Raw genomic sequence first — 12798 nt, forward strand, 5'->3', positions numbered from 1 at the left:
ACCTTCGAAAGATCGGGGCCAGAACCTTCACCGAGGTTTTTGAGGCCATCGGTGCAATCTGCGATCTCTACGACCCAGACGAGTGCTGCAATTACTTCAAGGCTGCCGGATATGTCGCAGGTTAATGTCGAAACGCTTTAGGGCGCAACGCCCGGCAGCAACCACGCTGGCGCGGTGCCGCTGCGTTAGATGGAGACTACGCAGCCCCGGACCAGCTCGTCGCCAGGGGGGGCAAATTTGCACGCAGACAGGGGTCAGAACCCGCGCGCCAGACTGAATGGTGCCTTGCGGCATATTCCCGTCGCCGCTTCAGGCAAGTGAGATTCCGTTGGTGGATGCTGTCGGGGTTCACGTCACCCGACCGGAAGCCAGGAATGCCAGAGGGCCGAACCGCTCGCCGAGGCGTCGATCCAACCCCAAATAGAGTCCGGCACGCGTTTGCCAAAGCAGTGCGAATACGAAGATGTAGATCACTGCCGCGCCGATATCGGTTGACCCAGCGACATAGGGGCCGCCGAACCCTTCGGCAGTTGACCAGATAACAAACGCCAGAATAGATCCGCACAGATAGGCGAGGTTGGACAAAAAGCCAAAAATCAGGGCGAACGCCAGTGCTGTTTCCGCGAGTGCCACGAAATACGCAAAAGCAACCGGGTTCACATTCACAACGTCTATCCAGAAATTTATCCAAGCCTTCACCAATGCCGGCTGACCTGTCAACGCGCCACTAAGATAGCTGGACATGTCATTGATGAAACCTGGCCGCCATTTGAACTGAGCGTCGATCAGCCAGATGACGCCGAACAAAATGCGAATAATGCCAATTCCCTTGGCGCGGGATTGTGAAACCAACACTTCTTTCTCCTACGAACTCAATTTCCGGCGGTCCCTCACTCCATGAACCAGCCGTGGCTGACGACCAGCGACTGACCCGTTAGCGCGTTGGATGGGAAGGCCGCGAAAACATGCGCCACTTCAGCGACGTCTTCGACTGTCGTGAATTCCCCGTCAACGGTGCCGCCCAGCATGACGTTCTTGACGACCTCTTCCTCGGAGATGCCCAGTTCGGCGGCCTGTTCGGGGATCTGCTTGTCCACCAGCGGGGTGCGCACGAAACCGGGGCAGATTACGTTGGCGCGTACGCCGTGCTTGGCCCCCTCTTTGGAAATGACCCTCGCCAGCCCCAGCAGGCCATGCTTTGCCGTGACATACGCGGACTTGAGCGGCGACGCTTCTTTCGAATGGACCGAGCCCATGAAGATGATCGCGCCAGAGCCTTGTTCATACATGTGCGGCAGACAGGCTTTCGAAGTCAGGAAAGCGCCGTCGAGGTGGATCGACAACAGTTTCTTCCAGTCGTCGAATGGAAAGTCCTGAAGCTCATGCACGATCTGAATACCGGCGTTCGACACCAGAACGTCCACGCTGCCCCAGGCGTCGATCACCTTGGCCACGCCCGCGTTCACGGCGGCTTCGTCGGTGACGTTCATCTCGACCCCCATGGCCGAACCGGGGCCCATCGCAGTCAGCCCGGCAGCGGTCTGTTCGGCATCCGAGAGCCGCAGGTCGGCAATGGCAACCTTGGCACCGCTCTTGACGTAACGTTTGGCGATGGTCGCTCCGATGCCGCGTGCGGCGCCGGTGATGATGCAGGATTTGTCTTGCAGGTTCATTTTTGGTTCCTTTTTCGCAGAGCTCTGTCGTTGAATTGATTCAGAATATGAACGAGGTGCTACTCCGACTTCCCAAGGTAGTCGTGAACCACCTTGCCAAGACCCAGCGTCAGGTCGGTCAGGATGTGGGTCGCAGACAGGACTTCGCGCACCGGCAGGTCGCTGAGCGGTGCAAGCGCATGATCGTGCAGTTCGAGCCCTGCGGGGCCTTCCCAGGCACCCTTGATGGTGACGTCTTCAAGGTAGTATTCGACCAGTTCGCAAATGCGCGGCCCGCAGCAATCGACATGCGGGATGATCTTGAGGAGCCAGCTGGGGGCGGCCAGCGCCTTGGCAACGCTGGTATGGTCGAGCGCGCGGTGCTTGTAGCCCATGGTGGCACTTGCGACCTGGACAGAACCGACATCAAGAGTTCCCACAAGCGTGTCTTTTTCCACCCGCATCCTGGGTTCCGCCAGTTTTTTGGGAAATCCCCAGATCTCGCGACCCCCGGCGATCGGGCTGTCGTCGTTGAGGAACATGGCATGGACGTAACCGCCTTTGCGGCCCTGATATTCCACCGGGATGACCTGTCCGGTTTCAGTATAGTCGCCAAAACCGGTGCTGTCGGGCATGCGGATGAATTCGTATTTCACGATCGGCTCGGTGACTTGCAAAGGTTCGGGCACAACCGCGCGCAGGGCTTCCATGTCCGTGCGGTAGGTCACGATGAAGAACTCGCGATTGACGAAGCGATAGGGGCCCTTGGGGTAGGAGGGGCTGGTCAGGGGCATCGCGAAGGCGTTTTTGACTACGTCGGCGGGGGTCATGGGCTGGTCATCCATATGTTGAAGGTTTGAATGGATTGGCAAATTTAAGGGCCGAGGGCAGGGGCCGCGACTGGGGCAGCACAGACAATCCGTTGCCGGTTCATGCGGAAAGGTCGAAGACATTCACGCGCTCTGGGGCGTCATGTCTTGCCCTCCAGTCCGGGTGGGACAGCGTGCGCTCGACATCCTTTCGACCGGCAGCCCAGTGATCCAGCATCGAACGCCGCGAAAATTCGTAGTCCTTCGATTGGTGCTCGTATTTCGTCTGGCGATAGATCAGGTGCGCAATCGTGACGCGCGGATCTGCATTTCCCGACGCCAGCGCCTTGGCGTCAGGATCATCCTTCAGTTCCAGTGGCAGCTTGTCGTAAAGACGTCGCGCCGCATCACGCGTTTGATGCATCCGGCGCATCATGTCGGTGTTGAACCGCGTCCGGCTTGAAAAACGGATGTCCTTTTCACGCGCTTCCGAGGTCCAGACCGAGGTCGGGACGGCACCGCGCGCCGAGAACAGATCCACCTGAAACACGCACAGGTCGTCTGCCGGCATCTGTTCGTCCAGCACGTATTGCAGCGGCGTGTTCGAAACAAGGCCGCCGTCCCAATAGTACGCTCCGTCAATCTCGATTGCGGGGAACCCCGGCGGCAGGGCACCTGAGGCCATGATATGTTCAGGGCGAATTTCCATCTCTGCGCTGTCGAACCAAGTCATGTTCCCGGTCTCGATATTCACCGCGCCGACGCTCAAGCGCACGGGCCCGTTGTTGAGCCGGTCGAAATCGACAAACTCAAGCAGGGTCTCGCGAAGAGGGCTGGTATCGTAGAAACTGCGCGCGCCGACGGAACCTCTTGGCAACATACCGGCCGGAGGGAATCGCAGTTTGAAGAAGCCGGGAACGCCTGTTATTGTCGTCCCCGCCGCGCTCATGTCATTGAGCCACCCACGCGACAGGACACCATCAAAGAACCCGACCGGAACGGCGGAAGACGACACCATTTCCCAGAAGTTTCTGAGGGCCGTCGTTCTGTTCCCTGGCGCATTTCCGGCGACCAGGGCCGAATTTATGGCACCGATCGAGATACCGGCAACCCAATCGATTGGATGGCCAGCGTCAGACAGCGCCTCGACCGCACCACCCTGATAGGCACCAAGCGCTCCGCCGCCCTGCAATACAATAACTGACGTTTCCGAATCCATTGCGTATCCAACCTCTTTTCGGCAACGATAGGCTCGGACGCCACAAGTGGCAAATTACAGAAAATCAATGATTTCGCCAGCAACTTGAGAACCCGGATCGGCAGCGTTGAACCTACCCGGAGAGAATGGAGGTCCGGCTTGCTTGAAAGTCATGTCGGCGAACATTCGTAGGTGATCGAAACCAACGCGCGTCTCGCCTGACGATAGCACGCCGATTGCCTTCGTCTACAGGAGTCTGGAAAACGCGGTGCGATCCAGTCCATGTTCCGCGCCGTCACAGTACCGGCGCACCAAGCCGGAAGACCCCCTCGACCACCCTGCGTGGCAGGCGCGCGCTGGCCACGCCGCGCTTGCAATCATTGAATTGTGTTTGAAACCACGCTTCGAGGGCGGCGTTGCTGCCCGTGTCATGGCAGAACATTGCGATCTCGAAATTCAGAAGCAGCGAGCGCATATCGAAATTGGCCGAGCCCACCCAGCCGGTGTCATCGATCAACCCGGCCTTGGCGTGAAGCATCCCGCCCTGATGCCTAAGAACGGTTGCGCCGATCTCCTGCAAGTCTCGCAGGAAAGGCCCGCGCGCAAAATCCGTGGTGGGTTGGTTCGACCGTTCCGGCACCATGATACGCACGTCGAGGCCATTGCGAACCGCTGTGGTCAGGGCAAGCTGCAAGGGTTCGGTCGGGACGAAATATGGCGTCGATATCCAGACGCGGTCGCGCGCTCTGTGGATCAAGTTCATCAGCGCCAGATATAGGGTATCGCCAGGCTCGTCAGGGCCGGACGGAACAACCTGCAAGGTCGCATCACCGGTGAATCTGCACCGGCCGATCATGTCCCCTGCGGCTGTCTTGCCGGTCACATCCCAGTCTGATGCGAAGACATCGATGAACGGCTGCACGGCGGGTCCGGAGACACAAAAGCTCAGGTCGGTCCAGGTATTCTCTGTCGGTCCAAGATAGTGAGAGCCGATGTTGCGCCCCCCCGACCAGACCAGGCGTCGGTCGGCGACGACAAGTTTCCGGTGATTTCTCAGGTTCATGTGTCCGTTGTCAGGCGGATGTATGAACGGAGAGAAGTAGCGGACTTCCCCACCTGCTGATTGCAATTCCTTCAGCGCCGCGCGCGGCCGCTTCAGCGCGCCAAGGCGATCGAGGTTCAGGCGGACCTTTACACCGGCGCGCGCCTTCTCGGTCAGCCGGTTGACAAAGGCTGTTCCGGCCTCGTCGGGCGCAACGATGTAAAAGAGGATATCCAGCGATTCTTTTGCAGCATCCAGCGTTTCCTGTAGAGCCTCGTGAGCGGTGCTGGCACTGTCGTGCAGCGTGAATGTATTGCCCTTGGTTGCAGGCGGTGCCCCGAGCTTTGCCAGCGACCGCGCTGCCGGGCCATCGGCAACGGTGCTTGCGATCGGCGCCATAAGCGCGACGGGGGGAAACCGCGATCCCTGCTTGCGAAAGCCCAGCATCAGGAACAGCGGGATGGCGATATAGGGCACAAGAACGATGAACAGCACCCAGGCCGCCGTCGATTGTGCAGTCCGACGCTGCTGAAGCACGAAGATCACGGCAAGCGCGGTCACGAGGACGCCGACGACAATCAGCGCATGTTGGGTCACCCAATGCAATCAGTCGGCCTCCGTGTTGCTCACATCATCCTCGTCTGAAGGCTCGCCATGATCCAGATGGTGCCGCCCGCCATGATCGCGAGCAGAAGCACCGTGAACAGGATGAGTTGCAGGTCTTCGCGTTTCTGCCGGCTGAAGTCGATGTGGAGGAAGAACCGGAAGTGAACCACGATCTGCACCAGCCCGAAACCGGCGATCAGCCAGAGCGTGGCGCCGGTGGACCATCCGGCCCAGGCGACCACGCCGAACGGGATCGCGGTCAGGATCAGCGCCAGCCCAAGGCCAATCAGATAGGACCGCCGCTCACGGCGGAATTCGGTGTCGCGGTCGTTCATGCCAGCCCTCCGAGATATATGATCGAGAAGATCCCGATCCAGACGATGTCAAGGAAATGCCAGAACAGCCCCAGCCGCAGCAGGCGCGTCTTGACCGGCGTCGTCAGGCCGACGGAGACGACCTGCACCATCAGCACCAGCCCCCAGAGAATCCCAGCAGTCACATGAAGCCCGTGCAGCGGCACCAGCCCGAAAAACCCGGAAAGAAAGCCGCTGCGGCTGGGGATCGCCCCCTTGGCGAACATGTCCGAGAAGTCCCGCAACTCCAGCGCGAGGAAAACCGCACCAAGCAGCAGCGTGACCGCCAGCCAGCCCAGCAATGCGCCCTTTCCGCGTTCGTATTTCAGCGCAAGCGACGCCATGCCGAACGTCACCGAACTGGCCAGCAAGACCATGGTTTGGGTGAAGGCGCTGCCAAGGGTGAACAGATCTTTCGGCCCCGGTCCGCCGGCCGTGCCCGGCAGTTGGGTAATGTAATTGGCGAACATCAAACCGAAGATGATCAGGTCACTCATCAGGAAAACCCAGAAGCCAAAGACGAGTGTCTCGGCCTTGTCGTGGGCGTGTCCATGATGCGCACCAAGGTTGATGCCGGGGTGCTTGATTGTGTCCTGTGCCATCAGACGACCCCCTCGGGCAGTTCGCGCAAGGCATGGCCACGGTTTGCGGCGCCTTGCTCTTGCGTTCGGTCCACCGGCTCAGCGGCGCGCACGGCATCGAGCCAGCGGCGATAATCGGCGGCGACCTCGGCCGCAGGGATCGTGCGCTCGGTTTCCGCAACGAAACTCCGAGCGATCATCGCGCCAACGATCACCAGCAGGGACAGGGCAGCCAGCCACCAGATGTAAAAGACCAACCCGAAGCCAAACGCGCCCGCCGCGACGCAGAGGATGAAACCAAACGCGGTATTGGCGGGCATCTCGACATCCTCGAACTCCGGTGGCTCCTGATAAGCGTCGCCATATGCCTTGGCCACGGCGAAGGCATCGCGCTGCGTGATCTCGGGCACCACGGCGAAGTTGTAATCGGGCGGCGGGGAGGAGGTGAACCATTCCAGAGTGCGCCCGTTCCAGGGATCGCCCGCAAACACGTTGTTCGCCTTCCGGTCGCGGATGCTGACGAACAGCTGCACGGCCAGCGCTCCAACGGCGCACAGGACGACCGCGGCCCCGATGACGGCGACCAGCATGAAGGGCTGAAAGGCCGGATCGGCAAAGGCAACGGTCCGGCGCGGCATACCCATCAATCCGACGACGTAAAGTGGCATGAAGGTCAGAGAAAAGCCCACGATCCAGAGGCTGGCAGCAATCTTGCCCCAGGTCTCGTTCAGGCGGAACCCGAAGGCCTTAGGGAACCAGTAGTGATAGCCCGCCAGCATCCCGAACAGCACGCCGGGGATCAACACGTTGTGGAAATGAGCGACCAGAAACAGTGAGTTGTGGACCTGATAGTCGATGGTCGGATTGGCCAGGATTACACCGGTCAGCCCGCCGATCACGAAAAGGATCAGGAACCCCACCGAATAGACCATCGGGGTCGTCATCCGGATGCGCCCCCGGAACATCGTCGCCATCCAGTCATAGACCTTCACGCCGGTCGGCACGGCAATCAGCATTGTGGCGATGCCAAAGGCGGCACTGACGTTGGCGCCCTGGCCCATGGTGAAGAAATGATGCAGCCAGACCGTGAACGACAGCACCGCGATCGCCATCGTCGCCCAGACCAGCGAGGGATAGCCGAACAGGCGCTTGCCCGAAAAGGTCGCGATCACCTCGGAGTAGACACCATAGGCGGGCAGCACCAGCAGATAGACCTCGGGATGTCCGAACAGCCAGAACAGGTTGATGTAGTTCATCATGTTCCCGCCCAAGTCATTGGTGAAGAAATGGAAGTCGAGATACCGGTCGGCGGCCAGCATGAGTGCTGCCGCCGTCAGGGGCGGCATGGCGAAGATCAGGATGATGGCGGCGGTAAGCGCGGTCCAGGTGAAAAGCGGCATGCGGAAAAAGTGCATCCCCGGCGCGCGTTCCTTGTAGATTGTCACAGCGACGTTGATACCTGAAAGGGTCGATCCGACACCTGCGATCACGATTGACCAGATCCAGTAATCAGGGCCCGGGCCGGGCTGGAAATCCATGCCTGTATACGGCGGATAGCCGGTCCAGCCACCGGTTGAAAACTGTCCGACGACCAGCGAAACCATGACAAGCGCCGCTGCTGCGGCCGTCATACCCAGGCTGATCTGGTTCATCACTGGAAAGGACACGTCCCGCGCCCCGATCTGCAAAGGCATGACATAATTGATCAATCCAGCCACGAACGGCATGGCGACGAAAAACACCATGATCGTGCCGTGGGTCGAGAATAGCTCGCCGAAATGTTCCGGCGTCAGGAAACCGCCGCCCAGACCCGCCGCCTGTTGCGTGCGCATCACCACCCCTTCCAGCACGCCACGCAGCAGCATCACGAAGGCCAGCACCACATACATGATCCCGATGCGCTTGTGATCGACGCTGGTCAGCCAGTTGCGCCAGAGCGGTCCCCAGAGGCGAAACCACGTCAGCAAGGCAACCGTCACGGCCCCACCGATCACCACGACCGACGCCGCTCCCGCGCCAATCAACTCACTTGTGGTCGGGTTTTGCCAGGCAACGACAATTGAAAAACTGTCGATCCCGATCCTGCCTGTGAACCAGTTCCACTGGTCGATCATGGTTTGGCTCCAGTGGGTAATGTGTGTTGAAACGACGGTGAACCGGGCTGTCGCGCCGGCAGGACCGGGACTGATCCGCGATACCGCGCGATGATCGTATCGAACAATCCGGGGTCGCCCAGACGGAAAACGACTGCTCCGTCCTGCATGACCGCCGTTGGAAACGCCGCACGCAGTTCATCCTTGGTGCCGCGTTCGGATAGCGTGGCATAGGCTGCGGCGTCCAGTGGCGCAGCGACCTGACGGGCCGCATCGAGCCAGTTTGCGAAACCCGCGTCTGTCATGGCGGTCGCCCGAAACTTCTGGGTATGAAAGCCTTCACCGCTATATTGCATGTTCTCACCGGTGTAGCTGCCGGGGCTGTCTGCGCTGAGGTGCAGTTGCGTGCGCATCCCCGGCATCGCGTAGATCTGTCCGCCAAGCGCCCCGACCATGAACGACTGCATGACTGTGTCCGAAGTCAAATCCAGCGCCAGCGGGCGGCTCGCGGGAAACGCCAGTTCACCCACGGTCGCGATGCCTTCACCGGGATAAATAAATAGCCATTTCCAATCGAGTCCGACCACCTGCACGCGGGTCGCCGCGGCGGCTGGTTCGATCGGGCGATAAGGATCGAGAAGCGTCGTGCTGCGCCACAAAAGGACGCCCAGGAAGGCGATGATGGCAAAGGGCACGCCCCACATGACCAGATCGAGCCTGCGGGACTCGTCCCAACCGGGTTCATATTTCGCGGCTCGGTTGTTGTAGCGATAGCGCCAGAGTATCAGCGGAACGAAAATAAGAACGGGCAGGACGGCGATCATCGTAACGGCTGTCACCTGATAGAGAAGTCCCAGTTGCTCGGCCGCGATTGATCCTTTCGGGTTGAGCAGAGACCCAGCATCGCGTGTGCAGCCGCTTGCCACCAATGCCAATGCAAGCAGGATGAAGCGCGTCAAAGAGATATTTCCGAATCCCATGCATCAACAATAGGTTGTCAGACTGCCCAGTGGCAATCCGCGAGCACATTACAAATGGCAGTCCGACAATTGCCTGTTTATTCAAACGAACCGTGGCAGGCGGCGCACAGGCTCAGATCATGTCTTCTGAGATAGGCTGGGGCTGCAATGGCCGAGCAAAACCTTGTCAAGCGGCGCTGCAAAAATCGGTCACTTAAGGGTGCCAGAGTCCGGCGTCATAAATTGGCGTCGCGCCCAAGTTTCCGCGCTCTCGGTTTAGCCGGCGAGTTCTGGGTGTTTTGGCCCGTCGGGATCAACCATGTATGGGAAAGGGTGATTGTAGATACGGCGCACTGATGCAGAAGCACGTGACGTGAGGTGCCCCTAGATTTGTAGACGCTTTGCTTGGTAATTTTGGAAGCACGGGGAAATGTCTAATTCCTATAGGTTATGTGAAGTCCTGAACACCGGGAGTTCCAATTTTGGCAGCCAAGGCATAGCCTGATCCGTGAACCGTCTTGATCAGGTCTGGTTCAGCACCCGCTGTCACGAGTTTGCGTCGGATGCGCGCAATGTGCGCATCCAGGGCGCGATCGGTCACGTGAACGGATCCACCATAAAGCATGTCCATCAATTGATCGCGTCCCACGACTTCTCCGGATCTTTGAACCAACGCGACCAGTATCGAATACTCGGTCGAAGTCAAAGGTACGTTCGTTCCGGATGGCGCCGCGATCTTGCGTGTATCGGTGTCCAGCCGAAACCCGGAAAAAACTGTTTCCGGGCCTTGCGGCGCTCCCTGAGGTTCCGGTTTTGTTGAAGCACGGCGCAGGACAGACCGGATCCGCGCCAGAAGCTCACGCGGCTCGAACGGTTTGGCGACATAATCATCGGCCCCGATTTCCAGCCCGACAATCTTGTCAACGACTTCATCCCGCACCGTCAAAAGGACGATCGGGATCGACGAAACGCGACGCAAATCTCGAACAACCTGAAATCCGTCGATGTCAGGAAGGCCGACATCAAGGACGACAAGATCAAATTCGCGATGCTCCATCAGCAGACTCATCTGCGTCGCTGACCCAGCTGACGCAGTCTGATAGGCGTATTTTGACAGGAAACGTTCGAGGAATTCGGTAACCTGATGATCGTCGTCGACGATTAGAATGCTTTCTGGCATTGTTCTCTCAACTACATGACTCCGCTTCATTATTGCCCGTCTTCACCTGCCATGACAAGATTGAGACATGCTAGGAGACTCCCGACTGACGCCCCGTACCAAAGCGCGCTGGACTGCCTTGGCAGCAGGTGTATTGCTGCTGGGCATCGTCACCACTGGCCTTTTTCTGGGGTCACAAACACGAAAGCAGTTTCTTGATATCGCCGATGGCTGGTCGGAATTCGCCAGTGAGGCTGACCGAAAGGGTGCCTTAATCAGCGCGATTCGCGGGCATCTAGGGTATGGTGGCATTATCCATTCCTTCAAGAATTACGTGTTGCGAAAAGATGAAGCTTATTTTCAGCAATTGCTGGACCAGTTGTCGCAATTTGATGCCGCGATGGGCGACTATCTTTCGTTACCCATTTCGGATGCAGAGCGCGAGTCGCTGATCACGATCGCCATGACTATTGATGCCTATCGTCAGAAACTACTTGTCGCCCAGCAGGCGGCGGTCGACGGCTGGACCGCAGAGCAGACCGATGCGCTGGTACGGGTCGATGACACTTCGGCATTGGCAGCCTTCGAGACACTGGAAACGATTTGGCAAACCAACAGAAAACGGCAAACTGAACGGCTGATCACTTCTGTGGATCGTGGTCAGGACCTGATCCGGATTGGTTTCATGTCAATGGCGCTTCTTGTGGTCGCGTCGCTGACGCTGGCGTTTGTTTTCTGGACTCTTTTATCGCAGATGCAGGTCTCGATGACACAATTGTCCGGCGAACTGGAAATCCGAAACCGGCTTGAGAAACGCGCACAGCGGCTTGCACAGGTGGTGGAGCAAAGCCCGGCGACAATCATGATTACCGATACGGAAGGACATGTTGAATACGTGAACCGTCATTTCGAAGACCTGTCTGGTTGGTCCCGCGACGAGGTCATGGGGCAGACGCCAAAATTTCTTCAGTCGGGTGATACGGAAGACAGCGAATACAGACAGATGCAAGCTTTGCTGGCCGAGGGAAAAACATGGCGGGGCGTGCTGCACAATCGCAAGAAAGATGGAGGCAGTTATTGGGTCGAAACCACTATCCTGCCGCTGCGAGGGGCTGATGGATCAGCACACAGCTATCTTGGCATTGGCGAGGATATCACTGAACGGCTCAAGACCCGGGAACAAATGGCCCGTGCGCAGAAGATCGAAGCTGTTGGGTTGCTGGCTGGCGGGATCGCCCATGATTTCAACAGTGTCCTGACGTCCATACTGGGATCGACCCATCTTGCAGCACTGGATGCCGTCCCGGACAGTGATATCGCGCACGAAATCGAACAGATCGAGATCGGCGCCCGCCGCGCTCAGGTTCTGGTGCAACAGTTGCTGGGATTTGCGCGTCGCAAGTCCGGCAATCCTGTTCCGACGAACCTGTCAGAGGCGGTGCAACAGGCGCTCCGGTTGATCCGTGCGGCGACGGCACCAACAACGAAGTTCATGTTCGATGCCAAAAGCGTCCCGGCATGGGTTGCCGCCGATCCGACCCAATTGCATCAGATCATCATGAACTTGTGCGGCAATGCGGCCGAAGCGATTGGCGGCAAACCGGGGACCGTGAAAATCACTGTAAAGGAAGATATCGACGCCTCGCGCACCGCAACAAGAGAGGTGCCATATTGGGTCCGCTTGCAGGTCGAGGACAATGGGCCGGGAATGACGGAAGATGTGCGTCGGCGGGTTTTCGACGCCTTCTTCACCACCAAACCCCTTGGCAAGGGCACCGGACTTGGGCTTGCCGTCGTACATGGGTTGGTCACCGACATGGGCGGAAGCATCGAAGTCGAAAGCATTGCGGGGCAGGGCACCTGTTTCACTGTCCTTTTACCGGGCAGCAACGCATCCGATGAAGAAGCCAGCGGTGAAACCGACACACCACCTTATGGAACTGAGCGGCTACTGATCGTGGATGACGAACCCGAGGTTGCCGCCACATTGCGCCGCAGTCTGATGCGGTATGGCTATCGGATCGAGGCCTTCACCTCGGCGACTTCGGCGCTGCGTAGCTTCGAAACTGCCCCGGACCGCTTTGACGTGGTTATCACCGATGTGGTGATGCCTGACCTGAACGGCGTTGAGCTTGCCTTGCGACTGAGATTGGCGCGTCCAACTCTGCCGGTTGTTTTCCTGACCGGTTTTGCGCCACGACTTGACCCGATCACAGGGCCGACGCCAGCGATTATTGCGAAACCGATCGACCCGAAATCACTGGCAAAACTCTTGCGCAAGCACCTCGATGCGACCTGAATAGCGCCGTCACATATCGTCACATTTCACAACATTTGGTAACGCTG

At 58.8% G+C, this 12798-nt stretch carries 11 protein-coding genes and 1 pseudogene; 2 read left to right on the plus strand and 10 right to left on the minus strand.

Going from position 1 to position 12798, the window contains the following annotated elements; all coding sequences use genetic code 11:
* Positions 1 to 125, plus strand: a pseudogene (locus AC13C8_RS09885) (IS630-like element ISSpo6 family transposase); the annotation flags it as partial.
* Positions 126 to 348: 223 nt separating this feature from the next.
* Here the strand turns inward: AC13C8_RS09885 and AC13C8_RS09890 are convergent.
* The 10 genes from AC13C8_RS09890 to AC13C8_RS09935 form a co-directional block, all read right to left on the minus strand.
* Positions 349 to 855 carry a hypothetical protein gene (locus AC13C8_RS09890; protein ID WP_482847201.1) on the minus strand — a complete coding sequence of 169 codons (507 nt, stop codon included), beginning with the start codon at positions 853 to 855 and terminating at the stop codon, positions 349 to 351.
* A gap of 35 nt (positions 856 to 890) precedes the next feature.
* The gene (locus AC13C8_RS09895) at positions 891 to 1673 is read right to left on the minus strand and encodes a 3-hydroxybutyrate dehydrogenase (protein WP_482847202.1); all 783 of its coding nucleotides are present in this window, start codon (positions 1671 to 1673) and stop codon (positions 891 to 893) included.
* A gap of 59 nt (positions 1674 to 1732) precedes the next feature.
* Positions 1733 to 2497: an acetoacetate decarboxylase gene (locus tag AC13C8_RS09900; RefSeq protein WP_245744735.1), complete on the minus strand. Its 765-nt coding sequence runs from the start codon at positions 2495 to 2497 to the stop codon at positions 1733 to 1735.
* An 85-nt stretch (positions 2498 to 2582) separates the two neighbouring features.
* A complete protein-coding gene (locus AC13C8_RS09905; protein ID WP_482847203.1) occupies positions 2583 to 3680 on the minus strand; it encodes a DUF3734 domain-containing protein in 1098 nt (365 codons plus the stop codon).
* A gap of 274 nt (positions 3681 to 3954) precedes the next feature.
* Positions 3955 to 5298 carry a phospholipase D-like domain-containing protein gene (locus AC13C8_RS09910; protein ID WP_245744734.1) on the minus strand — a complete coding sequence of 448 codons (1344 nt, stop codon included), beginning with the start codon at positions 5296 to 5298 and terminating at the stop codon, positions 3955 to 3957.
* Positions 5299 to 5327: 29 nt separating this feature from the next.
* Complete coding sequence (gene cyoD, locus AC13C8_RS09915) at positions 5328 to 5642, minus strand: cytochrome o ubiquinol oxidase subunit IV (protein ID WP_091430990.1); 315 nt, start codon at positions 5640 to 5642, stop codon at positions 5328 to 5330.
* Positions 5639 to 6262 carry a cytochrome c oxidase subunit 3 gene (locus AC13C8_RS09920; protein ID WP_482847204.1) on the minus strand — a complete coding sequence of 208 codons (624 nt, stop codon included), beginning with the start codon at positions 6260 to 6262 and terminating at the stop codon, positions 5639 to 5641. The genes cyoD and AC13C8_RS09920 overlap by 4 nt, the downstream gene beginning before the upstream one ends.
* Positions 6262 to 8355: a cbb3-type cytochrome c oxidase subunit I gene (locus AC13C8_RS09925; RefSeq protein WP_482847205.1), complete on the minus strand. Its 2094-nt coding sequence runs from the start codon at positions 8353 to 8355 to the stop codon at positions 6262 to 6264. Before AC13C8_RS09925 ends, AC13C8_RS09920 begins: the two co-directional genes overlap by 1 nt.
* The gene (locus AC13C8_RS09930; protein ID WP_482847206.1) at positions 8352 to 9314 is read right to left on the minus strand and encodes a cytochrome ubiquinol oxidase subunit II; all 963 of its coding nucleotides are present in this window, start codon (positions 9312 to 9314) and stop codon (positions 8352 to 8354) included. Before AC13C8_RS09930 ends, AC13C8_RS09925 begins: the two co-directional genes overlap by 4 nt.
* A gap of 427 nt (positions 9315 to 9741) precedes the next feature.
* Complete coding sequence (locus tag AC13C8_RS09935; RefSeq protein WP_482847207.1) at positions 9742 to 10473, minus strand: response regulator; 732 nt, start codon at positions 10471 to 10473, stop codon at positions 9742 to 9744.
* Positions 10474 to 10540: 67 nt separating this feature from the next.
* Here AC13C8_RS09935 and AC13C8_RS09940 point away from each other — a divergent pair, with 67 nt between their 5' ends.
* Positions 10541 to 12751: a hybrid sensor histidine kinase/response regulator gene (locus AC13C8_RS09940; RefSeq protein ID WP_482847208.1), complete on the plus strand. Its 2211-nt coding sequence runs from the start codon at positions 10541 to 10543 to the stop codon at positions 12749 to 12751.
* The last annotated feature ends 47 nt before the right edge of the window (positions 12752 to 12798 follow it).

This window comes from Aliiroseovarius sp. B-4 (genome assembly GCF_056857795.1).

Coding starts and splice junctions, on each gene's coding strand:
- AC13C8_RS09895 (WP_482847202.1), bottom strand. CDS start 1,673: ATGAACCTGCAAGACAAATCCTGCATCATCACCGGCGCCGCACGCGGC.
- AC13C8_RS09900 (WP_245744735.1), bottom strand. CDS start 2,497: ATGGATGACCAGCCCATGACCCCCGCCGACGTAGTCAAAAACGCCTTC.
- AC13C8_RS09905 (WP_482847203.1), bottom strand. CDS start 3,680: ATGGATTCGGAAACGTCAGTTATTGTATTGCAGGGCGGCGGAGCGCTT.
- cyoD (WP_091430990.1), bottom strand. CDS start 5,642: ATGAACGACCGCGACACCGAATTCCGCCGTGAGCGGCGGTCCTATCTG.
- AC13C8_RS09920 (WP_482847204.1), bottom strand. CDS start 6,262: ATGGCACAGGACACAATCAAGCACCCCGGCATCAACCTTGGTGCGCAT.
- AC13C8_RS09925 (WP_482847205.1), bottom strand. CDS start 8,355: ATGATCGACCAGTGGAACTGGTTCACAGGCAGGATCGGGATCGACAGT.
- AC13C8_RS09930 (WP_482847206.1), bottom strand. CDS start 9,314: ATGGGATTCGGAAATATCTCTTTGACGCGCTTCATCCTGCTTGCATTG.
- AC13C8_RS09935 (WP_482847207.1), bottom strand. CDS start 10,473: ATGCCAGAAAGCATTCTAATCGTCGACGACGATCATCAGGTTACCGAA.
- AC13C8_RS09940 (WP_482847208.1), top strand. CDS start 10,541: ATGCTAGGAGACTCCCGACTGACGCCCCGTACCAAAGCGCGCTGGACT.